This window comes from Faecalibacterium sp. AF28-13AC, assembly GCF_003478405.1.
In the GTDB taxonomy this organism is placed as follows: domain Bacteria; phylum Bacillota; class Clostridia; order Oscillospirales; family Ruminococcaceae; genus Faecalibacterium; species Faecalibacterium prausnitzii_E.
In genome coordinates this window covers 361,608-387,432 of record NZ_QUFG01000001.1, presented here as the reverse complement: position 1 = coordinate 387,432, position 25,825 = coordinate 361,608, and the positions used below count along the sequence as shown (strand labels likewise).

General features: G+C 60.2%; 24 protein-coding genes and 1 other RNA gene. 7 read left to right on the top strand and 18 right to left on the bottom strand.

The window, feature by feature from the left end:
• Positions 1–4: 4 nt before the first annotated feature.
• From ispF to DWY95_RS01845, 3 genes are all read right to left on the bottom strand, one after another.
• The gene (ispF, locus tag DWY95_RS01855; RefSeq protein ID WP_243082511.1) at positions 5–1,180 is read right to left on the bottom strand and encodes a 2-C-methyl-D-erythritol 2,4-cyclodiphosphate synthase; all 1,176 of its coding nucleotides are present in this window, start codon (positions 1,178–1,180) and stop codon (positions 5–7) included.
• Between the two features lie 272 nt (positions 1,181–1,452).
• Entirely contained in the window at positions 1,453–3,135 is a 1,683-nt protein-coding gene (locus DWY95_RS01850; protein WP_097792562.1) for a phospho-sugar mutase, read from the bottom strand.
• Between the two features lie 122 nt (positions 3,136–3,257).
• Positions 3,258–3,608 (bottom strand): hypothetical protein, encoded by a 351-nt coding sequence (locus tag DWY95_RS01845; RefSeq protein WP_118551839.1) that lies wholly within the window; start codon positions 3,606–3,608, stop codon positions 3,258–3,260.
• A gap of 165 nt (positions 3,609–3,773) precedes the next feature.
• On the opposite strand from DWY95_RS01845, the gene DWY95_RS01840 reads away from it, so the two are divergent.
• Positions 3,774–5,318: a YifB family Mg chelatase-like AAA ATPase gene (locus DWY95_RS01840; RefSeq protein ID WP_118551837.1), complete on the top strand. Its 1,545-nt coding sequence runs from the start codon at positions 3,774–3,776 to the stop codon at positions 5,316–5,318.
• A 67-nt stretch (positions 5,319–5,385) separates the two neighbouring features.
• Here the strand turns inward: DWY95_RS01840 and DWY95_RS01835 are convergent, their stop codons facing one another.
• From DWY95_RS01835 to DWY95_RS01815, 5 genes are all read right to left on the bottom strand, one after another.
• Entirely contained in the window at positions 5,386–5,634 is a 249-nt protein-coding gene (locus tag DWY95_RS01835; protein ID WP_118551835.1) for a type II toxin-antitoxin system RelE/ParE family toxin, read from the bottom strand.
• Positions 5,631–5,858, bottom strand: a complete 228-nt coding sequence (locus DWY95_RS01830) for a hypothetical protein (protein WP_118551833.1) — start codon at positions 5,856–5,858, stop codon at positions 5,631–5,633. Before DWY95_RS01830 ends, DWY95_RS01835 begins: the two co-directional genes overlap by 4 nt.
• 49 nt (positions 5,859–5,907) lie before the next feature.
• Positions 5,908–7,350, bottom strand: coding sequence for a TrkH family potassium uptake protein (locus tag DWY95_RS01825; RefSeq protein WP_118551831.1), 1,443 nt, complete (start codon positions 7,348–7,350; stop codon positions 5,908–5,910).
• Positions 7,351–7,362: 12 nt separating this feature from the next.
• The gene (trkA, locus tag DWY95_RS01820; protein WP_274235506.1) at positions 7,363–8,856 is read right to left on the bottom strand and encodes a Trk system potassium transporter TrkA; all 1,494 of its coding nucleotides are present in this window, start codon (positions 8,854–8,856) and stop codon (positions 7,363–7,365) included.
• Between the two features lie 81 nt (positions 8,857–8,937).
• Entirely contained in the window at positions 8,938–9,240 is a 303-nt protein-coding gene (locus DWY95_RS01815; RefSeq protein WP_118551827.1) for a hypothetical protein, read from the bottom strand.
• Between the two features lie 179 nt (positions 9,241–9,419).
• On the opposite strand from DWY95_RS01815, the gene DWY95_RS01810 reads away from it, so the two are divergent.
• On the top strand, positions 9,420–10,613 hold the full coding sequence (locus DWY95_RS01810; RefSeq protein WP_118551825.1) for an MFS transporter: 1,194 nt from the start codon (positions 9,420–9,422) through the stop codon (positions 10,611–10,613).
• Between the two features lie 49 nt (positions 10,614–10,662).
• On the opposite strand, the gene DWY95_RS01805 is transcribed toward DWY95_RS01810, so the two are convergent.
• From DWY95_RS01805 to DWY95_RS01775, 7 genes are all read right to left on the bottom strand, one after another.
• On the bottom strand, positions 10,663–11,982 hold the full coding sequence (locus DWY95_RS01805; RefSeq protein ID WP_118551823.1) for a thymidine phosphorylase: 1,320 nt from the start codon (positions 11,980–11,982) through the stop codon (positions 10,663–10,665).
• Positions 11,983–12,125: 143 nt separating this feature from the next.
• Entirely contained in the window at positions 12,126–13,043 is a 918-nt protein-coding gene (locus tag DWY95_RS01800) for an ABC transporter permease (RefSeq protein ID WP_118551821.1), read from the bottom strand.
• Position 13,044: 1 nt separating this feature from the next.
• Positions 13,045–14,214, bottom strand: a complete 1,170-nt coding sequence (locus DWY95_RS01795) for an ABC transporter permease (protein ID WP_118551819.1) — start codon at positions 14,212–14,214, stop codon at positions 13,045–13,047.
• 3 nt (positions 14,215–14,217) lie between these two features.
• Positions 14,218–15,732, bottom strand: coding sequence for an ABC transporter ATP-binding protein (locus DWY95_RS01790; protein WP_118552068.1), 1,515 nt, complete (start codon positions 15,730–15,732; stop codon positions 14,218–14,220).
• 373 nt (positions 15,733–16,105) lie between these two features.
• Positions 16,106–17,281 (bottom strand): BMP family ABC transporter substrate-binding protein, encoded by a 1,176-nt coding sequence (locus DWY95_RS01785; protein ID WP_118551817.1) that lies wholly within the window; start codon positions 17,279–17,281, stop codon positions 16,106–16,108.
• Between the two features lie 208 nt (positions 17,282–17,489).
• Positions 17,490–17,939: a cytidine deaminase gene (locus DWY95_RS01780; protein ID WP_118551815.1), complete on the bottom strand. Its 450-nt coding sequence runs from the start codon at positions 17,937–17,939 to the stop codon at positions 17,490–17,492.
• 16 nt (positions 17,940–17,955) lie between these two features.
• Positions 17,956–18,414: a GNAT family N-acetyltransferase gene (locus DWY95_RS01775; RefSeq protein ID WP_118551813.1), complete on the bottom strand. Its 459-nt coding sequence runs from the start codon at positions 18,412–18,414 to the stop codon at positions 17,956–17,958.
• Between the two features lie 149 nt (positions 18,415–18,563).
• Between DWY95_RS01775 and DWY95_RS01770 the strand changes: the two genes are divergently transcribed.
• Together DWY95_RS01770 and DWY95_RS01765 are read left to right on the top strand one after the other, a co-directional pair.
• Positions 18,564–18,830 (top strand): type II toxin-antitoxin system RelB/DinJ family antitoxin, encoded by a 267-nt coding sequence (locus DWY95_RS01770; RefSeq protein WP_097792575.1) that lies wholly within the window; start codon positions 18,564–18,566, stop codon positions 18,828–18,830.
• A complete protein-coding gene (locus tag DWY95_RS01765) occupies positions 18,831–19,094 on the top strand; it encodes a Txe/YoeB family addiction module toxin (RefSeq protein ID WP_097792576.1) in 264 nt (87 codons plus the stop codon). It begins immediately after the preceding gene.
• Positions 19,095–19,150: 56 nt separating this feature from the next.
• Here the strand turns inward: DWY95_RS01765 and deoD are convergent, their stop codons facing one another.
• From deoD to DWY95_RS01750, 3 genes are all read right to left on the bottom strand, one after another.
• Positions 19,151–19,870 carry a purine-nucleoside phosphorylase gene (gene deoD, locus DWY95_RS01760; protein ID WP_118551811.1) on the bottom strand — a complete coding sequence of 240 codons (720 nt, stop codon included), beginning with the start codon at positions 19,868–19,870 and terminating at the stop codon, positions 19,151–19,153.
• Positions 19,871–19,947: 77 nt separating this feature from the next.
• The gene (locus tag DWY95_RS01755) at positions 19,948–21,837 is read right to left on the bottom strand and encodes a M23 family metallopeptidase (RefSeq protein ID WP_118551809.1); all 1,890 of its coding nucleotides are present in this window, start codon (positions 21,835–21,837) and stop codon (positions 19,948–19,950) included.
• A 130-nt stretch (positions 21,838–21,967) separates the two neighbouring features.
• Complete coding sequence (locus DWY95_RS01750) at positions 21,968–22,894, bottom strand: RluA family pseudouridine synthase (protein ID WP_118551807.1); 927 nt, start codon at positions 22,892–22,894, stop codon at positions 21,968–21,970.
• Positions 22,895–23,001: 107 nt separating this feature from the next.
• Here DWY95_RS01750 and rnpB point away from each other — a divergent pair.
• From rnpB to DWY95_RS01735, 3 genes are all read left to right on the top strand, one after another.
• Positions 23,002–23,339, top strand: an RNA gene (rnpB, locus tag DWY95_RS01745) — RNase P RNA component class A.
• A gap of 180 nt (positions 23,340–23,519) precedes the next feature.
• Entirely contained in the window at positions 23,520–25,448 is a 1,929-nt protein-coding gene (locus DWY95_RS01740) for an NAD(+) synthase (RefSeq protein ID WP_118551805.1), read from the top strand.
• A gap of 3 nt (positions 25,449–25,451) precedes the next feature.
• Positions 25,452–25,808: a NusG domain II-containing protein gene (locus tag DWY95_RS01735; RefSeq protein WP_118551803.1), complete on the top strand. Its 357-nt coding sequence runs from the start codon at positions 25,452–25,454 to the stop codon at positions 25,806–25,808.
• The last annotated feature ends 17 nt before the right edge of the window (positions 25,809–25,825 follow it).

Here is a 25,825-nt window from a genome sequence, read left to right as displayed (position 1 = left end):
CTGCTTACAGCGTTTCGATCAGAGCCACCGCATGGACGGCGATGCCCAGCCCCTCGCCGGTAAAGCCCAGATGCTCTTCGGTGGTGGCCTTGACGCTCACGGCGTCCAGCGGCATCCCGAAGGCTTCGGCCAGCTTTTCGCGCATGGCGGGGATGTAGGGAGCCAGCTTCGGCTTCTGGCAGAGGATGGTAGAGTCGATGTTCTCGACCTTCCAGCCGTTCTCCCGGACGATGCGGGCCACATGACGGGCCAGCATCAGGCTGTCGGCCCCGGCATATTCGGGGGCGGTATCCGGGAAGTGCTTCCCGATGTCGCCCAGAGCCGCTGCGCCCAGCACAGCGTCCATGACGGCGTGGGCCAGCACGTCGGCGTCGGAATGGCCCAGCAGGCCCTTCTCATACGGGATCTCCACACCGCCCAGGATCAGCTTGCGGCCCTCCACGAGACGATGAACATCATAACCATGACCAATGCGCATAGGTTCTCCTTCCTTCTGCTGCGGGCGGGGCAGGTCCTCCCGCGTGGTGATCTTCAGATTGGCGTAGTCGCCCTGGGTCAGCTGCACCGGGCGTCCGGTCAGCTCGAACAGGCTGCAATCGTCGGTGACGAGGCGGGCCTTTTCTGCATCCAGCTCTTCCAGCGCAGCCAGATAGGCGGCACGGTCGAAGCACTGGGGGGTCTGCACCGCATACAGTGTGCTGCGGTCGGGCGTTTCGGCCACCATGCAGGCCTCCGGCACGGTCTTGCCGTCGCCGCGCACAGCCCGCTTGACGGTGTCCTTCACCGGGACCGCCGGGGCCGCGGCCCCGCAGGCCGCTGCGGCGTAGACGGCCGCCTCGATGACGGCTTCGCTCACAAAGGGACGGGCCGCATCGTGGACGGCCACAAGGTCGCCGTGCGCCGCCAGCACACCGTTCTTCGCGCTCTCGGCGCGGGTGGCCCCGCCGGGCACTACCTGCACCGGCTTTGGGCAGGCCGCAGCCTGCTGCTCCAGAAAGGCGCGGTTCTTACCCGCCACCAGCACGATCTCATCCACCAGCGGGCACTCCGCAAAGGCGCGGATGCTCCGCTGGACCACGGTCTCCCCGCCCAGATCAAAGCTGAGTTTGTCGAACCCCATCCGGGTGGAGGAACCTGCGGCCACCAGGACCGCCGTCACACGTTTTTCCACTTCTGACACCTACCCTGTCTTCCGTTTTTCGTGCCTTCCAGAAAGCACAGAATGATACATTGAATATTATAGCGTATTGCCCGGCAAACTGCAACTGCACCGGGCAATAAAAAATGGAGCCGTTGAAGAAACTCCCCCAGTCACGGCTTCGCCGCGCCAGCCCCCTCTGGGAGAGGGCCTGAACGCTGCGGTCAGCTATGAAGCCTCCCTCTGTGAGGGAGGTGGCATCGCACAAGCGATGCCGGAAGGAGTCCTGCAACAGCTCCAAAAATCGTTTGCTTTTACTTCAGGATCGGCTCAATGGCAGCAGCCAGAGCATCCTTCTGGGCCTGTGCCTCGGCCAGGTCCTTGCCCAGGGTGGTGAAATAGGTCTTGATCTTCGGCTCGGTGCCGGAGGGACGGACCACGACGGTAGCGCCGTTCTCCAGCGTGTAGATCAGGACGTTTGCGGCGGGCAGGCCGGTCTCTTCGGGCTTCTTGTAGTCGGTGACCTTGACGACCTTGTGGCCGGCCAGCTCGGTCAGAGGCTCGTCGCGCAGCTTCTGCATGATGGAAGCCATCTTCTCCATGCCGGTCAGGCCGGGGAACTCGAAGCTGTCCACCTTGTTCAGATAGCGGCCATACTGTGCGTAGATCTCCTCCAGACGCTGCTTGATGGAGGAACCGATGCTGCGGTAGTAAGCAGCCATCTCGCAGATGAGCATGGAGCCGATGACGGCATCCTTATCGCGGACGTAGGGGCCTGCCAGGTAGCCGTAACTCTCCTCGAAGCCGAAGATGAAGCGGTCCACCTCACCGGCAGCTTCCAGGTTGGCGATCTGGTCGCCGATCCACTTGAAGCCGGTCAGGACATTGCGCATCTCCACGCCGTAGTGCTTTGCCACCGCGTCAGCCAGCGGAGTGGAAACGATGGACTTGACGGCCACGGGGTTCTTGGGCATGGTGCCCTTCTCGATGCGGCCGGCGCAGATGTAATCCAGCAGCAGAACGCCCATTTCGTTGCCGGAGACCAGCTCATAGCTGCCATCCGGGCACTTCATGGCGATGCCCACGCGGTCAGCATCGGGGTCGGTTGCCAGCATCAGGTCGGCGCCGGTCTCAGTGGCCAGGTTCAGGCCCAGCTTCAGGGCCTCGAAGATCTCCGGGTTGGGGTAGGAGCAGGTGGTGAAGTAGCCGTTGGGGTACTCCTGCTCCGGCACGATGGTGATATCGGTGATGCCCATATCGTTCAGCACATGGGTCACAGGCACCAGACCGGAGCCGTTCAGCGGGCTGTACACCAGCTTCAGGCCAGCTGTCTTGCACAGGCCGGGGCGGACCTGACGTGCCTCGATGGCATCGTACAGGGCCTTCTTGCAGTCATCGCCGACAAAGCGGATGAGGCCCTGCTCCACGCCCTCGGCGAAGGAGATGTACTTTGCGCCGGTCAGCACATCGGTCTTCTGGATCTCGTCGTAAACGATGGCGGCGGCGTCATCGGTCATCTGGCAGCCATCCGGGCCGTAGGCCTTGTAGCCGTTGTACTTGGCGGGGTTGTGGGAAGCCGTGACCATGATACCGGCGTTGCACTCGTAGTAGCGGGTGGCAAAGCTCAGGGCCGGCACGGGCATCAGGGCATCATAGATGCGCACCTTGATGCCGTTGGCCGCCAGAACACCGGCCGCCGTCTTTGCAAAGATGTCGCTCTTCAGGCGGCTGTCATAGCTGATGGCAACGGTCTGATTGCCGCCCTGGGTCTTGACCCAGTTGGCCAGGCCCTGGGTGGCCTGACGGACGACATAAATGTTCATGCGATTGGTGCCAGCACCCAGAACGCCGCGCAGACCGGCGGTGCCGAACTTCAGGGCCACCGCAAAACGGTCCTTGATCTCCTCATCATTTCCCTCGATCCTGGCCAGTTCCGGCTTCAGGTCAGCGTCTTCCAGATCCGCTGCCAGCCAGCGCTTATACTCATCCAGATACATATTACACACACCTTACCTTTATTGTTTTTGCCAAGGGGCAGTTTTTCCAAACCTACTTATACTATAAACGCTTGGCTCGTCTGTGTCAATTCCATATTATGTAAGAAGTTTTGCCAAAGAAATCATACAAATACCACAAATCGCTTCCCAAAATCCGCATTTGGGGGCGTTTGCACCGTGTCCGGCGGCGTCAGCAGACAAAATGGCTGGTGCAGGTCGTCCAGAATTTCCAGCCACTGGCCGGGGCCGATGCCGTTTTCACACAGGTACCGCATCACCCGCATGGCCTGCGGAAAATTCCCCGCCGGGCACAGCACCCGGCTGACCGTGCAGCTCCCGCTCTGTTCCTGTGCCAGTTCCAGCACGATGCCCATCTCGATGCGTCGGGCAGAGTAATACAGCGTGTGGGCATGCTGCAGCCCCTCCAGCTCCGAATAAGAGCGGACATACTGACAGAATTCCTTTACGATCATGGTCTTTCCTCCCTCATTTCACACATTGACATTATCAATACCCCAAACTATAATGAAAATCAAGATGATAATCTGTCGAAATTCGAGTTCTGACGATTTCTTAGCCGTTTCTTTGCCAAAAATTGGGAACTTGCCGCCATTCGGTGGTTCCCTGAGGAGGATCTTATGTACTCTGTTCTGAGAAGTTACGGCCTGAATGGCCTGACCGGCTTTGCTGTGGCCGTCGAAGCCGACATCTCCGGCGGGCTGCCCGCATTTTCGCTGGTGGGCCTGCCGGATTCCGCCGTCCGCGAGAGCGGCGACCGCGTCCGTGCCGCCGTCAAGAATCTGGGCTTCAAGTGGCCGGACCGGCACATCACGGTCAACCTGGCCCCTGCCGATGTCCGCAAGACCGGGCCGGTCTACGACCTGCCCCTGCTGCTGGCGGTTCTGACCGCCTCCGGCCAGCTGGAACCCCCGCCGCAGGATACCGCCTTCCTCGGCGAACTGGCGCTGGACGGTGCGCTCCGCCCGGTGTCCGGTGTGCTGCCCATGGCGCTGGCCGCTGCCGCCGACGGCGTCCGGGCCTTGTACGTCCCCGCCGAGAACGCCGCCGAAGCAGCCGAGGCGGGCGGCGACGCGATGAAGGTCTACCCGGCCCGCACCGCGCGGGAGGTGGTGGACGCGCTGCGCGGCCTCTCCCCCATCGCCCCCACAGTGTCCATCCCCTTCGACCCCGCCGAGAGCTGGAACAATGCCCCGGACCTGGCAGACGTCATGGGCCAGCCCCTCGCCCGCCGGGCCATGGTCATTGCCGCCGCAGGCGGGCACAACGTGCTTCTGATCGGCGCACCCGGCACCGGCAAGTCCATGCTGGCCCGGCGTCTGCCCGGCATCCTGCCGCCGCTCAGCCGTGAAGAGGCTGTGGAGACGACCAAGATCTACTCCATCGCCGGGCAGCTGCCCAAAGGGCGCGGGCTCATCACCCATCGGCCCTTTCGCAGCCCGCACCACTCGGCCAGTGCCGCTTCTCTGGCTGGCGGCGGGGTCAATTTCCGCCCCGGCGAATGCAGTCTGGCTGACTGCGGCGTCCTGTTTCTGGACGAGCTGCCGGAGTTTTCCCGCGAGAGCCTCGAAGTGCTCCGCCAGCCGCTGGAAGACGGCCAGATCACGGTCAGCCGCGCCGCAGGCAGCGCTACCTACCCCAGCCGGTTTCAGCTGGTAGCCGCCATGAACCCCTGCAAGTGCGGCTACTACGGCCACCCCACCCGCGCCTGCACCTGCTCGCCCAGCGCGGTGCGGCAGTACCGCAGCCGGGTATCCGGCCCGCTGCTCGACCGCATCGACCTCTGCGTCGAGATGGACCCTGTCGCCTTCGATGAGCTTCACGCCTCCTCCCCTGCCGAGAGCAGTGCCGCGCTGCGCCAGCAGGTGCTGAAGGCCCGCCAGATCCAATCCCAACGTTACGCCGCTCCCGGCTTCGAGGGCGTCCGCTGCAACGCCCAGCTCACGGCCGGGCAGGTGCGCCGGATCTGCCGGATGACCCCCGGTGCCGAGCAGCTCCTCCGCGCTTCTTACGACGCGCTGGGCCTCTCTGCCCGCGCCCATGACCGCATCCTCCGGGTGGCCCGCACCGTCGCCGACCTGGCCGGAAAGCAGCTCCTCGACGAAGATTCCGTGCTGGAAGCCTTGCAGTACCGCGCACAGGAAAAAGTCGATCTGACGTTCTGAACGTTGCTGCATTTGCTGCATACAAAAAGGACTGCCACTCAAATGGGTGACAGTCCTTTTGCTTTTCTTACTTGTAAATATCGCCGCGATTTCCCGCATCGGTCACACGGACTGTGATGATTTCTTCTTCCACGGTATACAGAATGCGGTAGTCACCGACACGCAGTCGGTAGAATCCTTCTGAACCCGCCATCGGCTTGATATCCCCTGCAAATGGAAGCTGAGCAAGTGCCTGCATGATTCGCTTTTGCTGTGCAGGCTGTTGTTTGCGAATAAACTTTGCCGCCCACTTTTCCACTACAATGTGATACTTCATAGTGCGATCCCCAGTTCCTGTGCAAGCTCTTCCAGCGGAACCGCATCATGCTTGTGCGGGTCAGGATTCTCCCGGTAGTTTTTCAGGAGCTGCTCACAGTAGGCATCGTCCGCCTGGTCTGTTGTCTCATCTGCTATCAGTCCCTGCACATAGGCCAGCACATAGGCCAGCTTATAATCCGGCAATGCCGCCGTCAGTTCATTCAGTTGTTCCCGAACGCTCATGAAAATCACCTCTTTGCTTCAGTATATCACGGTTCCGCGTCGATTTCAATCAGAATCTCCTCCACGTATCGGGCAGAAAGAACACCAGCATCGGGAAGATCTCCAGACGGCCGGCGAGCATGTCGAAGATCATGACGAGCTTGGCGGGGTTGGAGTAGCTGCCAAAGTTCATCATGGGGCCGACCTGATTCAGGCCGGGGCCGATGTTGTTCAGGGTGGCGGCAATGGCCGTGAAGTTCGTCACCATGTCGAAGCCGTCCAGACTGATGAGCAGGAAGGACGCTGCAAAGATGAAGATGTACGCTGCCACATAGACGTTCGTTGCACGGATGGTCTCGTGGTTGAGCAGCTTGCCGTCCATCCGGGCCGGGGCTACCACCTGCGGGTGAAGGGCCTGCCTGAGCTCCTTTTTCAGGGTCTTGCCCAGGATCAGGAGGCGGCTGACCTTCATGCCGCCGCCCGTGCTGCCCGCACAGGCACCCACAAACATCAGCATGACCAGGATCTCTTTCGAGAGGGTGGGCCACAGGTCAAAGTCGCAGCTGGAAAAACCGGTGGTCGTGATGATGGAACCCACCTGGAACGCCGCCTGCCGCAGCGCCTCGCCGAGGCCGTTGTACATGCTGTAAATGTTGCAGGTGATGATGCCGACCGCCACAGCGATGATGAGGAAATAGGCGCGCACCTCTTCGCTGGCGGCCGCGCGGCGGAACCGGCGCATCAGCAGCAGGAAGTAGGCGTTGAAGTTGACGCCGAACAGGATCATGAAGATGGTCACGACCCACTGGATGTAGGGCGAAAAACTGCCGAAGCTGTCGTTCCGGAAGCCAAAGCCGCCGGTGCCCGCTGTGCCAAAGGCTGTGAGCAGAGACTCAAACACCGGCATCCCGCCGAACAGCAGGAACACGAACTCGATGACGGTCAGGCCAAAATAAATGCCGTAGAGGATCTTTGCCGTAGACTGCACCTTCGGCACCAGCTTATCCACCTGGGGGCCGGGGCTTTCGGCCTTCATCAGGTTGACGTGGGAGCCGCCGGTCAGCGGCAGCAGGGACAGCAGAAAGACCAGAACGCCCATGCCGCCCACCCAGTGGGTGAAGCTGCGCCAGAACAGGATGCCCTTGGGCAGGTCTTCCACACCGGGCAGGATGGACGCGCCGGTGGTCGTGAAACCGGACACCGTTTCGAACAGGGCATCCACCGGGTTCGGGATGCAGCCGGTCAGGACAAAGGGCACCGCGCCCACCACACTGATGAGCAGCCAGCAGAGCGCCGTGGTGGCAAAGCCCTCGCGCATATAGAAGATCTGGCTTTTGGTCTTGATGCGGTGGAGCAGTGCCCCCAGCGCCGCGCTGAGCGCCGCTGTGAACAGGAAGACGCCCATCACGAACCACTCGCCATAGCACAGGCTGGCCGCAGCGGGCAGCAGCAGCAGAGCGCCCTCCGTCAGCAGGATGTAGCTCAGCAGCCGCAAAACGATCGCATAATTCATGCCACGCCTCCGTCAGTCTTCCACGATGTCCCGCAGGTCGTGCAGACCGTGTTCCAGCGTGACCACGATGACGTTGTCGCCCACCTGGATCTGGTCGCCGCCGCGGGGGATCTTGATCTCATTGCCGCGGGTGATGCAGCACAGCAGGGTGTTCTTTTTGAGGTGCAGGCGGCTCAGGGGCACTCCCGTGGCCTGGCTCTCCTCATGGACCGTAAATTCCAGCGCTTCCACGCGGTCGTCCAGGATGCGGTAGAGCGTCTTGATGTTGCTGCCCGCCTCGTTCTGCAAGGCACGGACGTACTGGACGATGTAGTCGCAGGTCATGTACTTGGGGTAGACGATGCTGCCCAGGTCCAGCCCGGCCAGAATGTCATCAAATTCCAGGCGGTTGATCTTGGTGACCAGCTTGCCGTTGGAATGCTTTTTGGCAAACAGGGTCAGCAGAACGTTCTCCTCGTCGATGTTGGTCAGGGCCACGAACGCCTCGGTGGATTCCAGCCCTTCCGAGAGCAGGAACTCCCGGTTCGAACCGTCCTCGCACAGGATCTGCGCTTCGGGCAGGGACTCGGCCAGCACATTGCAGCGCTCCGGGTCCCGCTCCACGATGCGGACGCGGACATGGTTTTCCAGCAGCTCCTGGCTCAGATAGAAGCCGATGGCACCGCCGCCCACGATCATGGCATTGCGCACCGGGCGCACCGCCAGATGGATGCGCTGGAAGAACGCGTGCGCCTTCTCCTGCGTGGCCAGGAAGGTGACCTGGTCGCCGGTCTGCAGCACAAAGTTGCCGTTGGGGATGATGACATCGCCCGCCCGCTCCACGGCGCAGACGAGGATATCGCTCTTCAGGCGGGTGGGGATCTCATGGATGGCCACGCCGTCGAGCTCCTGCGCATCGGTCAGGGTGAACTTGATGAGCCGGACGCGCCCGTCCGCAAAGGTGTCGATCTTGCTGGCGCCGGGGAAGCGCAGCAGGTGCGAGATCTCACGCGCCGCCGCCATTTCCGGGTTGATGATGGCCGAGATGCCGATCTGCTTCTTAATGAAGTCCAGCTCATGGCTGTACGACGGGTTGCGCACACGGGCGATGGCGTGGCAGTGGCCCGCCTTCTTCGCGAACATGCAGCACAGCAGGTTCAGCTCATCCGAGCCGGTGACCGCGATAAACACGTCGGCTTCTTCAATTCCGGCTTCGGACAGGGTGGTGATGGAGGAGCCATTGCCCACAATGCCCATCACGTCGTAGGACTCGCTCAGGTGCTCCACGCGGGCCTTGTTCGTGTCGATGACCGTTACGTTGTGGCCCTCCTCGCTGAGCTGCCGCGCCAGCGCTGTGCCGACCTTGCCGCCGCCCACCAGAATGATCTTCATAGTCGAAAATTCCTTTCCTTTTCTTCCCTGCGGGAAGTGTCTTGCCAAACGAAAATACAGGTTTAGTATAACACAGTTCGATGGATAGTTCCACTGTTTATGCGGTTTTCTGGGGTTTTCCAACCGTTCTTGCATTTTGTGTGGAAATGTGGTATAGTCGATTCAACGATTTACTGGAAGGAGGGCGCACCTGAATGGTCGGAACTGCTGCACGGTTTACTCGAAATCCCGCGTCGTAGATTCAGCGTTTCCGGCTCGAAGTGCGCCCATTTTTAGGGGATATCCCTCTCCGTCTGCTGTGCAGCCAGCTCCCCCCTCGAAGGGAAAGCCATTGGCATGCCGGGCAGACCCTGCGGAACACACAGGTCTTTTTTGCGTGAACGTGCGGGCCTTGTCCTCATTGGCAGATATTTCTTCCAGCAAAGCGTGGAGCATGAATTTTGCGCTGCACAGCTTTGCTGTGCGTTTTTTCTTTTCCAAACGCAGTTTTGATACAACCTCTCCGTCAATGCTTCGCATTGCCACCTCTCCTTGTAGGAGAGGCCTTGGCAGTCCACACCGCGTGTCCGGTTTCGCCAGAGGCTCTCCTACCAGGAGAGCTGTCGAGCGTGAGCGAGGCTGAGAGGTTGTACGAAGGATCATCAAAAAGGCGCACTTTCTATTTTGAAATCGATTTGTTCAATAGAAAGGGTGTTCCCATGAACCATCCGCTTAACCTGAAAAGACAGCTCCGTTGTATTTATCTTTCCGATTTCTTCTCCGGCCTGCGCATCACGGATGCGGTCTGGGTGGCCCTGCTGGCCGCGCGGGGCTTCTCACTGCTGGAGATCGGTCTTGCCAAAAGCATCTATTATACGGTCAGTCTGCTGGCCGAGCTTCCCAGCGGGATGGCCGCTGACCTGTTCGGCCGTAAGCGCGCCCTCGTCTTGGGCGGTGTCCTGGTCGTGGCCTACAACGTATTGATAGCCTTTGCCCCGAACCTGTTTGTCATCTGCCTTGCTATGGCGTTGAACGCACTGTCCAACGCCCTGTTCTCCGGCACCAGTTCTGCACTGACCTACGACAGCTTGAAGCAAGCGGGCCGCGAACAAGATTACATTCAAGTATCGGCCAATGAGTACCAGATCACAAATGTTACCAATGCCCTCGGTTCACTGACCAGTCTTCTGCACAAATTTCTGGGCTTTTCCGGATTTTATCTTCTGAGCGCCGCTTTTGAGAGCATTTCTGCCCTTGCCATCACACGTTTAGAGGAACCCATCGTCACCGAAACGCAGGCCAGCCGGAAGCAGCATCCTCTGCGGGAGCTGCCCGCCCAATTTGCTCAGCTGATCCAGGACAGCCTGCGGGTCCTCCGCTCCTGCCCGTCAGTCGGGAGACTCATTCTGTCCAGCGCCGTCATCAGCGGCTCCAACTATCTGAGCATCATGTTCTTTCAACAGCGTCTGGTAGAACTGGGATATCCCACTTCGCTGCTGTTTCTTCCGTTACTGTTCAGCAATCTGGCTGCTATGCTGGGTACGGAATTGAGTCGTCGAATCCACCTGCACAGTTTCCGGCGGTTTTATACCCTCTGTGCCTTGCTCTGCGGCATCGGATGCCTCTGCGTGGGTGCCGCGCCTGCACTGGTGGGCATTTTGGGTTGTATGCTGGCCGAAGGCGTATTGGGTGCCTGGCTCCTGCACGAGAACCGACTGTTGAACGATGCCATCCCCAGTGACCAGCGGGCCACTCTCATCAGCATGGACAACATAGCCTACAGTCTGCTGATGATTCCCGCCAGCCCGCTCGTGGGTGCGATCGGGGACATTTTCGGGCAGGCCGGGGCCGGACTCGTTCTTCTGGGGCTTGCCGTTGCCCTCAGCGGGCTGATCGTACAAAAGCAGAACTGACACAAAAGGCAGAGCCGAAAAATCCCGGCTCTGCCTTTTGTTTGATCTCTTAATACCGTTCCACACCATCCTTGGTGACAAGGGCATACACCAGCGGGGCCTCTTCGGGCTTTTCGGTGCCGTAGACAAGGCCGCTGCGGTACTCCTCGGCGGCGGCAGCGAACTTGTCCGCTGCGCCGTAGAAGGTCGCCAGGCTCTCGCCCTTGTGGACGTAGTCGCCGCGCTTTTTGTGCAGGACGATGCCGGCAGCAAAATCCAGCGGGTCGCCCTTTTTCTGGCGGCCTGCACCCAGCAGCACACTGGCCGAGCCGATCTTCTCGGCGTCGTTGGCCGTAATGTAGCCATCCTGTTCGGCCAGCAGCTCATAGCGGGCAGCGGGCTTCTCGAACCGGTCGTAATCGTCCAGCACACGGATGTCGCCGCCCTGGGCCGCAAACATCTCCTTGCACTTGGCGAAGGCGGAGCCGTCCGCGATGACTGCTTCGGCCATGGCGCGGCACTCTGTCGGCGTGCCCTTACCGGCCAGCACCAGCATGTTGGCGGCCAGCTGCAGGCAGACCTCGGTGAGGTCTGCCGGGCCTTTTCCTTTGAGGACGTCCATGCTCTCCATCACTTCGAGGCTGTTGCCGATGTTGTGGCCCAGCGGGGTATCCATGTCGGTGATCATCGCGGCCACGCGGCGGCCATGGTGGGTGCCGATGGAGACCATCAGCTTGGCCAGCTCGATGCTCTGGTCCACGGTCTTCATGAAGGCACCGGTGCCGGTGGTGACGTCCAGCAGGATGGCATCCGAACCGGACGCCAGCTTTTTGGACATGATGGATGACGCGATGAGCGGGATGCAGCTGACGGTGGCCGTCACATCCCGCAGGGCGTACATCTTTTTATCGGCGACCGCGATGCCCTCACTCTGGCCGATGACCGACAGGCCGATCTTGTTCACCTGCGCAAAGAATTCCTCCTGCGAGAGGGCCGTCCGGGTGCCGGGCACACTCTCCATCTTGTCGATGGTGCCGCCGGTGTGGCCCAGGCCGCGGCCGCTCATCTTGGCGATCTTGACGCCGCAGGCCGCCACCACCGGCGCGATGACCAGCGTGGTCTTGTCGCCCACGCCGCCGGTGGAGTGCTTGTCCACCTTGATGCCGGGGATGGGCGAAAGGTCTACCATCACGCCGCTGTGAGCCATCACATCGGTCAGCTCGGCGGTCTCTTCGTCGGTCATGCCGCGCAGGTAGACGGCCATCATCCAGGCGGCCATCTGGTAGTCGGCCACTTCCCCGCTGACGAAGCCGTTGACGATGGCTTCCAGCTCCTCGCGGGTGTGGGTGCCGCCGTCGCGCTTTTTGGCGATCAGATCATAAATGCGCATAAAGTCACACTCCTCGAATATTCTTGTCTCAAGTATATCAAATCCTGCCGCAAAATCAAGCTGCATTTGTTCGTTTTCCACGAAAATGGGCGCAGCCGCCCGAAAGCAGCTGCGCCCTGTGGAACTGTTGCGATGCGAACGGATCAGCGGGAGCCCTTGTCGTAGGGGATGCCCTCGGCCTTGGGGGCCATGCTGTTCTTCGACGTGAACGCCAGAATGATCATCGAGGCGATGAACGGCATCATGTTGTAGATGTTGCTGGACCAGTGGAACTGGGCCAGGAAGGTGGAGTCGGCGATGTTGGCCAGGCTCTTGAACACTGCAAAGAACATGGCGGCGGCGCAGATGTTGAACGGCTTCCACTGGCCGAAGATCATAACGGCCAGGGCCAGGAAGCCTGCACCGGCCACACCGACCTCGAAGTTCCAGGTCTGGACGGGCGGCACGATGTAGGCCATGCCGCCGATGGCACCCAGCGCACCGGAGATGAGCACACCGGCATACCGCATCTTGTAGACGTTGATGCCCACCGAGTCGGCTGCCTGGGGGTGCTCACCGCAGGCCCGCAGACGCAGGCCGAAGCGGGTCTTGTACAGCACGACATAGCTGATGATGAGCAGCACGATGCCCAGCGGGACAAAGATGCTCAGCTCCAGCCCGCCGATGCTGAACAGGAAGGGCTTGTTGGAATAATTCAGCTTGGCACTGCCGCTGTCGCTGAAATACTTGGCGATGACCACCGCGATGGCCGTCGCCAGCAGGTTCAGGGCCGTGCCGCCGATGGTCTGATCCGCTTTCAGGTTGATGGAAGCGAACGCCAGCAGCAGGCTGTACACCACGCCCGCCAGCGCAGCCACCAGCACCGAGATGAGCACGGTGAGGAACGGCGACAGACCGGCCGGAAGCATGGTCAGGGTGAGCACACCCGCCACGCCGCCGATGACCATGATGCCTTCCAGCGCGATGTTGATGATGCCGGAGTGCTCGCTGAACATGCCGCCCAGCGCCACCAGCATCAGAACGATGCCATACAGCAGAGTATATTTGATCAAAAGCAGCATCTTACTTGCCCTCCTTCTTCACGTTGGCCTTTTCCGCCGGGGCAGGCTCTGCGTTCACGTTGGTCTTGTCCGCGTTCTTGAACAGCAGCTTCTGGATCTTGCCGCGGAAGAGCATGGAGAATGCGCACAGATAGATGATGATACCACTGATGAGGTCTGCGATCTCGGTGGGGTAATACTTGGTGGAAAGGAAGGTGCCGCCCACCGAGATGTGGGAGATGAAGATGGCCGAGAAGATGGTGCCGATGGGGTTGGAGCTTGCCAGCAGGGCAACGGAAATGCCGTTGAAGCCCATGGCAGGCAGGCTGGTGGAGTTCAGCGGGTTCCACTGGCCCACGTTGGACAGATAGAACAGGCCCGCACCAAAACCGGCCAGTGCACCGGCAATGGCCATGGAGAGGATGATGTTCTTCTTCTCGTTGATGCCGGCATAGCGGGCAGCGCTCTTGTTCAGGCCGACGGCCTTCAGCTCATAGCCGAAGGTGGTCTTGTTCAGCACCACCCAGACCAGGACCGCCACGACCGCCGCCAGGAAGATGGCGATGGTGGTGCTGTTGGTCTGGAACAGCTTATTCAGGCCGAAATCCGGGATGATGGACTGCGCAAAATCTGCATTCTTGCCCAGGTTCAGGGTGCGCGTGTTGCGCACATCGTACATGGGGCCGGTGCCGTTCTGGTAGACCAGCTCATTGACGAGGTAGAGGCCGATCCAGTTGAACATGATGGAGGTGATGACCTCGTTGATGTTGAAATAGGCCTTGAAGAAGCCGGGGATCGCGCCCCAGAGGCCGCCCAGAACGGCCGCAACCAGCAGGCAGACGAACCAGGGCAGCTTGAGCATGATGGCGCAGTAGAGAGCACCGTAAGCGCCCAGCGTATACTGACCGGCTGCACCGATGTTGAACAGGCCGGTCTTGAAGGCAAAGCCGACCGAAAGGCCGGTCATGATAAGGGGCGCCGCATTGGCCAGCTCCTTGCCGACGCCGTAGGGGGCATCGTAGAAGCCGCCCTTGACGATGCGGACGAAGCCATCGCCCCAGGCGTGGGCCGGGTTGATGGCCAGCAGCACCAGGAAACCGACGGCCATGCCGATCACGATGCACAGCAGCGCGGCCAGAACGCTCGTGATGGAGCTGTTCAGATTGCTGCGGGAAAGTTTTTTGTTTTTCATCGGTTACTTGCTCTCCTTTCCCTGCTTGCGCGCGCCTGCCATATACAGGCCCAGTTCCTGCACGGTGGTGGTCTTGGGATCAAATTCGCCCACGACCTCGCCCTCGTACATGACAAGGATACGGTCGGACAGGTTCATGACCTCGTCCAGTTCCAGACTGACCAGAAGCACGGCCTTGCCCTTATCGCGCTGGGCCACGATCTGGCGGTGGATGTATTCGATGGCGCCGACATCCAGGCCGCGGGTGGGCTGCACGGCCACCAGCAGCTTGGGGTCTTTGTCGATCTCGCGGGCGATGATGGCCTTCTGCTGGTTGCCGCCGGACATACTGCGCACGATGGTGGCACTTCCCTGACCGCTGCGCACGTCGTACTGCTCGATCAGCCGGTCGGAATACTCCCGCACCTTCTCGTTGCGGATGAAGCCGTTCTTCTGGAACTCCGGCTGCCAGTAGCGCTGCAGCACGATGTTGTTTTCCAGACTGTAATCCAGCACCAGACCATGCTTGTGGCGGTCTTCGGGGATGTGGCTCATGCCGTCCTTCGAGCGCTCGCGGATGGAGGCATTGGTGATGTCCTTGCCGTCCAGCGTGACCTTGCCGGAGTTGAACTTTTCCAGACCGGTCAGGCCGTAGACGAATTCGGTCTGGCCGTTGCCCTCGATGCCTGCCAGACAGACGATCTCACCGGCATGCACCTGGAAGGAGACGTTCTTGACGGAATCCTTCTTGTGCTGGGCGTTGTGCATGGTAACGTTCTCCACATCCAGCACGACCTTGCCGGGGGCTGCGGGCTTTTTTTCGACCTGAAGCTGGACATCGCGGCCGACCATCATGCGGGAGAGCTCTTCCTTGGTGGTGTCCTTGATGTCCACGGTGCCCATATACTTGCCCTTGCGCAGAACGCTGCAGCGGTCTGCAACGGCCATGATCTCGTTCAGCTTGTGGGTGATGAAGAGGATGGACTTGCCCTCTTTCTTGAACCCGCGCATGATCTCCATCAGCTCGTCGATCTCCTGCGGGGTCAGAACTGCGGTGGGCTCATCGAAGATCAGGATCTCGTTGTCGCGGTAGAGCATCTTCAGGATCTCCACGCGCTGCTGCATACCGACCGAGATGTCGCTGATGAGGGCGTCCGGGTCCACGCGCAGGCCGTACTTCTCGCTCAGGGCCATGACCTTCCTGCGGGCCTCCGCCTTCTGCAAAAAGCCCAGCTTGTTGGGTTCCACACCCAGGATGATGTTGTCCAGAACGCTGAAGCACTCCACCAGCTTGAAGTGCTGGTGCACCATGCCGATGCCCAGTGCATTGGCATCGTTGGGGTTGCGGATGGCGACCTCCTTGCCGTTTTTGAGGATCTTACCCTGTTCCGGCTGGTACAGGCCAAACAGAACGCTCATCAGCGTACTCTTGCCCGCGCCGTTCTCGCCCAACAGAGCGTGTACCTCGCCTTTGCGCAGTTGCAGGGTGATGTCGTCGTTTGCCTTGATACCGGGGAATTCCTTGGTAATATGGAGCATCTCGATCACAAAATCCTCTGCCAATCTGCTCACTCTCCTTTCGTGCCGGTTCGACACCTATACTATTCTGTCTCTCATTATACCGTATTTTTGCCGATTTGCACACTTCTTTTTGAATTTTTAAGGATTTGTCCTATCAAAAGTACGACTTTTGTGCAACCTGAACAGTTTTCTGCGAGACGTTTTTCTCCAGAAATTGCAAAAAGAGGCTGCTGCACCCACCCCCTCCGTCACAGCTCCGCCGCGTCTGCTCCCTCTGGGAGGGAGCCTGAACGTGACGGCCCGCAATCAAAGCCTCCCTCATTGAGGGAGATGGCATTGCACAAGCAATGCCGGAAGGAGTGATGCAGCAGCCTCGCAGACTACAGAAAAATTACTGGATGTAGGTGACGGTGGTGAACTCGCTGACGGTGGGCTTGGTTGCGTCGTCGGAGCTGTTGTCCACGGTGATCTCGCCGGAAGCGATCTTGGCCTTGACTGCCTCGTACTCATCCTTGGTGAAGGACTCGAAGTTCCAGCTGTCGTCATCGGTGGGCAGGCCGATGTAATCGCCATCTTCCAGACCGAAGTTGCCGTTGGTGGCAGCGATCTCGCTCCACTCGCCGCCCTCGATGTCGGTCAGAGCAGTCTCGACCGCAGCGGACAGGCCCTTCATGGCGGAGGTGATGAACGGGTTGTAGGCATAGGTGCCGTCTGCCACGCCGTTTGCGCCGATGTAGTTCTGGTCAACGTCAACGCCGATGACGTAGCCGTTGTTCTTCAGAGCAGCCTCAACTGCAGAGGTGTAGATGCCGCCGCCGCAGGCGAAGACGACCTGCGTACCGTTGGAGTACCAGCCCTCCATACGGGAAGTGATGTTGGCGTCACCGTAGAACTGGCCGCCGTAGAAGTAGTTGATCTCGACGTTCTGGCCCAGCTCCTGTGCGGCAGCGTCAGCGCCCTGCACGAAGCCATAGCCGTAACGGATGACAGCGGGAACTGCCATGCCGCCCAGGAAGCCCAGCTTGTTCTTGCCGTCCTTGGTGATAGCATAGCCTGCCAGATAGCCTGCCTGCTCCTCCTTGAAGGTGATGCAGTAGCAGTTTGCGGGGATGGCATCGGTGCCGATGTCGCCCTGGGTGACATCGATGGCGATGAACTTGACATCGGGATACTGCTCAGCAGCCCATGCCAGAGAAGCACCGTACAGATAGCCGACGCAGACGATGACCTCAGCGCCGTCGTTGACAGCCTGGCGGATCATGGTCTCGCGGTCCTCATCGGAAGCATCTGCTTCGGGGATGTAGTACTGGCAGTCATCGCCCATGTAGCCGGAAACAGCAGTCCAGCAAGCCTGGTTGAAGCTCTCGTCATCGATCGTGCCGGTATCGCAGGTCAGAGCGACCTTCGTGATCTTGCCAGCAGCCTCAGAGCCAGCAGATGCTGCGGAAGAAGAAGCAGCGGAAGAAGCGGTGCTGGTGGAAGAGGAAGAACCACCACAGGCAGTCAGAGCGGCAGCAGCGGCAGCGGCACCAGCCACAGCCAGGAAGTTACGACGAGAAATCATCATAGTGAAAACTCTCCTTTTATGTGATTTGAAAACTTGCGTTTTACGTTCCAAATGTGCACACTGGCACATTTACTGAACCAAGTATAGCCGGGATCTGTGACGAAAGCAAGGAATTTCCGATTACAAAATATTTACAGATTTTTTGTAAAATTCGCGTGAAAGTCTTGCTTTTTGTCCAATTTTGCGTTTTTTTGCCCGGTCTGCGGCCTCATTCCTCCACCGCTTTGTTGCCCGCCACGTTGGACGGCCCGAAGCCGAAGGGCAGCAGCTCGTCCATACTGCGCTCGATGAAATCATCGGGCGTCCTGGCCATGATGACGTTCAGCTCCGGCCCGCCGAACTCGAACAGCGCCTGACGGCAGACCCCGCAGGGCGACGTGATCTGTTTGTTCACCTCGCCCCGGCGGGCCCCCACGACGGCAATGTCGGTGAACCGGGTCACGCCCTCACTCACCGCCTTGAACAGCGCCGTGCGCTCGGCGCAGCTGGTCGGGGTAAAGGCGGCGTTCTCCACATTGCAGCCGGTGAAGACGCGGCCGTCCTCCGCCCGCAGCGCCGCGCCAACCAGAAAGTCCGAATAGGGCGCATAGGCCCCCTCGCGGGCCTTCAGTGCCCTCCGAATCAGCTCCTTCTTTTCTTCCAGCGTCAGATTCGTCATGGTGTAGTCCTCCTTCTTATTTCAGCGGATAAACAAACATTTCTGCATCCTTCTGCACAAATCCTATTGAGCGGAACACCGCCTGAGACTGTGCATTGAACGAATAAATCTCCGCAAAACACTCCAGGCAGTCCCTTTCCCGTGCCAGCTCCAAGATCTTTCCTACCACGGCCCGCCCGATGTGCCGGTTTTGGTATTCTTTGCAGATCACAATGGCAATTTCTCCGCTGGTCTGTAAACAAACATCGCCGCAGAGGATTCCTTCATACTCGATATAAAACAGATCGCCATGGGCGTTCAGATACTCATACATGTTTTTCAAAATGGACAAATCATAAATGCGGTTTTGATTGTCCACCTGGTGACATAGCTCTGCATCCTGATACCACGGAAGCGTAGTCTCGTAGGCTGGGTAATAGGGAACGAGGCGGAGCGATGGGGTGATGGGAATCGTTTCCCTTCCCTGCTTTTCCATTGCCCTTCCTCCTTTTTCATATCAATTAAAGTATACCCCATTCCTTCTTTTCCCGCAAGCGTTCCGATTTTTCACATTTTCTGTAATGAAATTTCTTGCACTCTTCATTACAAGTGCTTATAATAGGTTTAAGAAGGAGGCTGAGATATATGGCAAACGCAGTCAACGTGAATTTTCGAATGGACCCGGATCTGAAGCGCAGTATGGAAGAGGTCTGCGCCGAGATGGGCCTTTCCATGACGACCGCTTTCACGATTTTTGCAAAGAAAGTCTCGCGCGAACACCGCATTCCGTTTGAGGTCTCTGCTGACCCGTTCTACGCAGAGAGCAACATCAATCACCTGCGTCAGATCGTGCACGATATTGATACCGGAAAAGCCAAGCTGACCGAACATGACCTGATCGAGGTAGATTAAATGAGACTGCTTTGGGAAGAGGAAGCCTGGGAGGATTACTGTCTTTGGCAGACGCGGGACAAAAAGCTGCTGAAACGGATCAACACTCTATTGAAGGACATCCAGCGGAACACCTACGAGGGCATCGGAAAGCCCGAACCGTTGAAGGGCGATCTGAGCGGCTGGTGGAGCCGCCGAATCGACGACACGCACCGAATCGTTTATAAAGAGCAGGACGGAAACATCATCATCGCGTCCTGCTTCGGGCATTATGATGACACCTGAAAAGAGGGGGCAGCTACCGTGTGGTAGCCGTCCCCCTCTTTCTTTTCAACCCATAATCAGTATTCTGCCCCCAGAGCGACCTTCATCATATTGGTGAAGCTGGTCTGGCGCTGCTCGGCGGTGGTGATCTCCGGCGAAACGAAGCTGTCGGAGATGGTCAGCAGGCAGGCGGCATTCTTGCCCAGGACCTGGGCATTGGCAAACAGAGCGAAGCTCTCCATCTCGACGCAGAGGCAGCCGCGCTCATCCCGCAGCTTCTCCCAGTAGGTAGGCTTTTCCTCGGAGGGCTGGCGGTAGAAAACATCCGAAGAGTGGATGTTGCCCTCGATGAGGGGGATGCCCTGCCTGGTCGCCGAAGCGCGGAGCTTGTCGTTCAGGGTCTGGCTGGGCAGGGTGATGTCCCCCTCGAAGCCGCTCTGAACGCGGGCATAGTTGGACTCGCTGACCGCACCGTTGGCCAGCACGACGTCGAACAGCTTGGCCTTGTCGGTGTAGCTGCCCGCCGAGCCGATGCGGATGATGTTGTCCACATCGTAGAACTTGAACAGCTCGTAGGAGTAGATGCCGATGGAGGGCATTCCCATGCCGCTGCCCATCACGCTGATGGGGCGGCCCTCATAGGTACCGGTAAAACCCAGCATCCCGCGGACGCCGGTCACCTGGCGGACATCCTGCAGAAAGGTGTCTGCAATGAATTTTGCGCGCAGGGGGTCACCGGGCATCAGGACAGTTTTTGCGAAGTCGCCTTTTTCGGCGCTGATGTGGGGAGTTGCCATAGTAATCGTCTCCTTTTCCTTGGTTATGTTAGAATGAACCTCTCAAGCGTCACACAGCAGAACGCGAGGTTTTTTCCTTATCTTTTGCCGGGGAAGAAGTTCTGCGGTGCCAGATACGAGCCGCTGCGGCGGATCTCGAAGTGGCAGTGGTTGCCGCTGGAACGCCCGGTGCTGCCCACGTAACCGATGAGCTGGCCCTGACGGACGCTCTGGCCTGCACTGACGGTCAGCGACAGGCAGTGGGCATAGACGGTGGTATAGCCGCCGGAGTGGCTAATGATGACCGAGTAGCCATAGCCCGTGCCGGCACCGGCCTTGTTGTAGCCCGCCTTGGTCACGGTGCCGCCTGCCGACGCATAGATGGGCGTACCGGCCGGTGCGCAGATGTCCACGCCCTTGTGGCCGCTGCCGTACCAGCGCGAGCAGTTACGGTAGTTGGGCACCGGCCAGATGAACTGGCCGCTGCCGGTGATGTAGGCGGTCTTGTTCGTCACCTTCTTGGTGCCGACGACCACCTTCTTGGGCACGGCTTCCTTGAGGGTCTGGGTGGAAACAACGGTCTGTTCCAACAGGGTGCCGTTCGTGTCGTAGACATTTTGCAGCGTCACAAGACGCAGGCCGTTCTCACCCTCCTGCAAGGTTTTGGTCGTGCCCTTGGTATATTCGTTCGACTGGGTGGTCTCGGTGGTGAAGGGGATCTCCTCCTGCCGGGTCTCCATCTTGGTGATGCGCACTTCCAGCGTCGCTTCCTCTTTGGTCACGATGAGGGTGTCGCCCTCCTGGATGTTGGAGCTTTCGGTCAGGGCTGCCCCCTTGAAGTTCGGATTCAGCGCACACAGCTCGCGGAAGGTCAGGTCGTTCTTCCGGGCGATGGACCACAGGGTGTCGCCGATCTGGACCGTGTAGGTCTTCTCCTGCTGGCGGACGCCGGAGATCATATCCTCGATGGAATTGTCGTCCTCGAAGCTGTCGTTGAAATAGATGCCGTCTTCGAGCAGAACGGTCTTGCTGAAGCCGACGGTGACGTTTTCGTCGTTCTTGTACTCTTCCTCGTAGGGGGCCAGCAGGCTGTTCAGGTAGCTGCGCAGGGCGTCGCCGTCTGCGCACACGGCCGTCAGCTCACCGTTCAGGTAGAGAGCCGTGCCCTCGCTGATCTCGTCGCTGGCGCTCTTCAGGATGGCGTCGGCGGTCTCGCTCTCGTCCATGACCTGATGCGCCACCGAGATGGTATAGTTCGGCTCAATGGTCCAGTCGGTCTTGTCCGTACCGGCGTAATTGATACGCTCCATCACGTCCTCACGGGCAAGGTTGAAGACTTCTTCGTTGGCCACATAGCCGACGGTCTTCCCATTGACCTGCACCGCCAATGCGTAGGGCTGCTGGATGGTGCGGTCAAACACCGTCACGAACACCGCCAGCATACACACCGGCAGGATGTACATGGCCATCCGGGGCAGCAGCCGAAGGTTGCGCCGGATGCCGCTGGTAAGATAATGGACGCTGGCTTTGACGGCCGCGCCGAAGCCTTTCTCCTTCCGGACCGCGCGGGCGTGCACCAGCAGTGCCCCCGTGCCCCGGAAAAAGAGGATCACCGGGCCGAACAGGTCCCGGAACATCTGGGCAGCACCGGGGAACGCCAGCGCGGCCAGCTCATGGAACACATTGCGGATGCCGTGCGCCAGCCACCGTGCGATGGCGGAGATATTCCGGCCCATGCGCACCACAGCATATTCGGCGGCAAAGCCCAACGCATACAGGGTCTCGCCCACCCGCAGCACCAAAGCGCTCCCCCGCAGCTTCTGCGAAAGGTCGTTCATGTGGCGCTGCGTCTTCCGGCGGAAGCGGTGTTTCCGCAGCAGCCGGCTGCACTGGAGCTGTGCCCAGAGGGACCGCAGCGTCCGCTTGTGCTTCACCGGCGGTGCTGACGGAGCCTCCTGCATCGGCTCCTTTGTCTTTTCTTCGATCAAAAGGGGTTGCTCCTTCCTGACTGTAAGGATCAAAAATCACAAATTCATTTCAATTATACACGCCGTCCGCGCTGAAACAAGGTTCCTCACAAAAATTGGGCAGACCTTTCACGGACTTTTCACTTAGTTTTCATATTTCCAGGGGGTCTTCCCCGAAAAGTGCCCGCAGATCGGGCGGGAGCAGGCTTTTCACGGTGACGGCCCGGCTCTGTTCCAGAGGCGGTGCCGTGATGCGGATGCCCTCCGGCGTTATCTCGTATTCCGGCACCCGGAAGCGCTGCTCTGCACAGTGCAGCGCCTGCCGCCCGATCCGCTCCCGGTTCCCACCGTAGAGGTCATCTCCGGCCAGCGGGTGGCCGATGGAGGCAAAGTGGACCCGGATCTGGTGCGTCCGCCCCGTCACCGGGACACAGGCGGCCAGGCTGAGACCGTGCTCCGCTCTTACTATGGTATACTCCGTCCGGCTGGGCTTGCCGTCCGGCGTCACACACCGGCCGATGATGCTCTCGGCCTGACGGCCGATGGGGGCGTCGATGACGCCTTTACCGAGGGGCAGTTCGCCCTCCACGACGGCATAGTAGAGCTTTTCGACGTTCCGGGCCAGCAGCGGAGCGGCGTAGCCATTCTTTGCGGCCAGCACAAGGCCGCTGGTGTCCTTGTCGATCCGGTTCACCGGGCGGAAGACCGGGCTCTCGCCCCGCGCCTCCATCCGGGCCGCATAGCCGTTGGCCAGCGTATCCAGCGGATAGTTCAGCGTGGGATGCACAGCCAGGTGCGGCGGCTTGTCCAGCACGATGGCGAACGCATCCTCATAGACGGCCTGCACCGGGATCTCCGGCTGCGGGGCCACACCGGCCCCGTCAGCAGGCAGTTCGAACCAAATGTCCTGCCCGGCTTCGACCCGGCGGTTCGCCAGGATGGGCTGTCCACCAGCCCAGAAGCCGCTGCCGTGGAACTTGACCGCGCGGGCCAGCTCGGTGGAGACGGCACACCGGCGCAGAAAATTGCGCAGCAGCGCGCCGTCCGCTTCGGGCGGCACCGGAAAGATCAATTTCATCCCTGTGCCACCTCCCCGAAATCTTTACGCCATATATGAATTATTATAACAAATTTTGCCTCCACTTGCAATTCTTGTTTTTTTATGGTATCATGAGGAACGGAAAACGAGTGGAACATACGGCGGCGGGGCGGCTTTGACCGCCCTGAGGAAAGTCCGGGCCTCACAGAGCACGGTAACTGCTAACGGCAGCCGAGGGTGACCTCAGGGAAAGTGCAACAGAAAGGAAACCGCCGCAGCGATGCGGTAAGGATGAAAGGGCGAGGTAAGAGCTCACCAGCGCATGGGTGACCATGCGGCTTTGTAAACCCTACCGGAAGCAACACCTATATGGGACGGATAGCGCTGCTCGCGTGTCCCGATGGTGGCATGAGCCTGCCAGCAATGGCAGGTCGAGACAGATCGTCGTTTAATACAGAACCCGGCTTACGGTCCATCTCGTTTTCCATGTTTGGTTTTGTCTGAGCTGCTGCGGAGGCCCCGCAGCAGCTCTTTTTGTTTGTTCCCGCAACTTTTACCACTCTGTGACTTTCCGTTTTGGCCGGAGTGTGGTATACTATGTTCACCACGGCGATTCATCTGTCCGCCGTAGTCAAACACAACAGACAGGATGTGAAATCCTCCGATGAAAGATGGTTTTTTGAAAGCAGCCGCTCTCTCGCCCGCACTGCGGGTGGCGGACTGCGCCTATAACACCGCGCAGATCCTTCAGGAGCTGCGCGCAGCCTCTGCACGCGGCGTGAAGCTGGCCGTATTCCCGGAATTCTGCCTCACCGGCTACACCTGCGGCGACCTGTTTTTGCAGCGCACGCTGCAGCAGGGCGCGCTGACCGGCCTGCAGACGCTTCTGGACGCCAGCCGGGAGCTGGACGTCGTGGCGCTGGTGGGCCTGCCGCTGCTGGTGCGGGGCAAGCTGTACAACTGCGCCGCCGTGCTCTGCCGCGGCCGGCTGCTGGGCCTTGTTCCTAAGACGTACCTGCCCAATTACGGCGAGTTCTACGAAAAGCGCCAGTTCAACCCCGGCTCCACCGAGGTCGAGACCCTCACAGTCTGCGGCCAGCAGGTGCCCTTTGGCACCTCGCTGCTCTTCCGCTGCCGCGAGATGCCCAGCTTCGTGCTGGGCGTGGAGCTTTGCGAAGACCTGTGGAGCGCGCTCCCGCCTTCCACCTTCCACGCGCTGGCCGGAGCCACCGTCATTGCGAACCTCTCCGCCAGCGACGAGACGGTCGGCAAGGCGGAGTACCGCCGGGCGCTGGTGGCCAACCAGTCCGCCCGCCTGCTCTGCGGCTACCTGTATGCCTCTGCCGGGCACGGTGAGAGCACCCAGGACATGGTGTTCGCAGGCCACGACCTCATTGCGGAAAACGGCACCCTGCTGGCTGAAACGGCTCCCTTTGCAGGCGGTCACGCCGAGACGGAGCTGGACTGCCAGCGGATGGAATCCGAGCGGGCCCGCAACACCAGCTTCGAGCCTTCCACGGACGGCTATCAGACCGTGGACTTCAGCCTGACGCTGACCGACACCGCCCTGACTCGCTTCGTGGACCCGACCCCCTTTGTGCCCGGTGACCCGCAGCGCCGCGCTGAGCGCTGTGAGCTCATCCTGAAGATGCAGGCCGACGGTCTGGCCAAGCGGCTGGAACATGCCCACGCCAAAACGGCCGTCATCGGCATCTCCGGCGGGCTGGACAGCTGCCTTGCCCTGCTGGTGGCCGTCCGCGCCATGAAGCAGCTCCGCCGCCCCACCACCGATGTGCTGGCCGTGACCATGCCCTGCTTCGGCACCACCCGGCGCACCCGCAGCAACGCGGAGATCCTGTGCGAGGAGCTGCATGTTTCCTTCTCCGAGATCGACATCGCCAACACGGTCCACAGCCACTTTGCCGACATCGGCCAGGACGAGAGCGTGCTGGACGTTACCTTTGAGAACGGCCAGGCCCGCGTCCGCACACTGGAGCTGATGGACACCGCCAACCGCACCGGCGGCCTCGTGGTGGGCACCGGCGACCTCTCGGAGCTGGCGCTGGGCTGGGCCACCTACAACGGCGACCACATGAGCATGTACGGCGTGAATGCCGGGGTGCCCAAAACGCTGGTGCGCCACCTCGTCCGGTACGAATCCGACATCGCCGCCACCGATGCGCTCCGGACCGTGCTGCTGGACATCCTCGACACTCCCGTCTCCCCCGAACTGCTGCCCGCAAAGGACGGCGAGATCGCGCAGAAGACGGAAGACCTGGTCGGCCCGTATGAGCTGCACGACTTTTATCTCTATTATGTGCTGCGCTTCGGCTTCGGCCCGGCCAAGATCTTCCGGCTGGCCAAAGCGGCCTTTGCAGGCCGGGCCGAATACCCGGACGAAGTGCTGTACAAATGGCTGCGCAACTTCTACTGGCGGTTCTTTGCCCAGCAGTTCAAGCGCAGCTGCCTGCCCGACGGCCCCAAGATCGGCAGCGTGACCCTCTCGCCCCGCGGCGACTGGCGGATGCCCAGCGATGCGGCGGCAGCGCTCTGGCTGGCCGAACTCGAACAACTGTTTCCGCACAAAGGATGATCCATGAAACAACATTCCAAGCTTGTCGTCAACCTGATCTTTGTTCTGGCCGTGCTGGCCATTGCGGGCGTTCTGTTCGCCCTGCGGGCCGCACACGCCACCGGCAGCACCCTGGAGGCCGAGCTCATTTACGGCGACGCCAACACGGTGCAGAAGTTTTCTCTGGACAACGACGCCACCTATGATGTGGACACCGGTTACTACACCGTCCACATCGAGGTGAAGGACGGGGCCGCCCGCTTTGTGGATTCGCCCTGCCCGGACCACATCTGCGAAAGTTTCGGCTGGCTTTCGGCGGAAGATCAGACCGCCACCTGCCTGCCCGCTCGCGCCGTGCTGACCATCGCGCCGCTGTCCTGAGGGCACAGTCAAAAGGA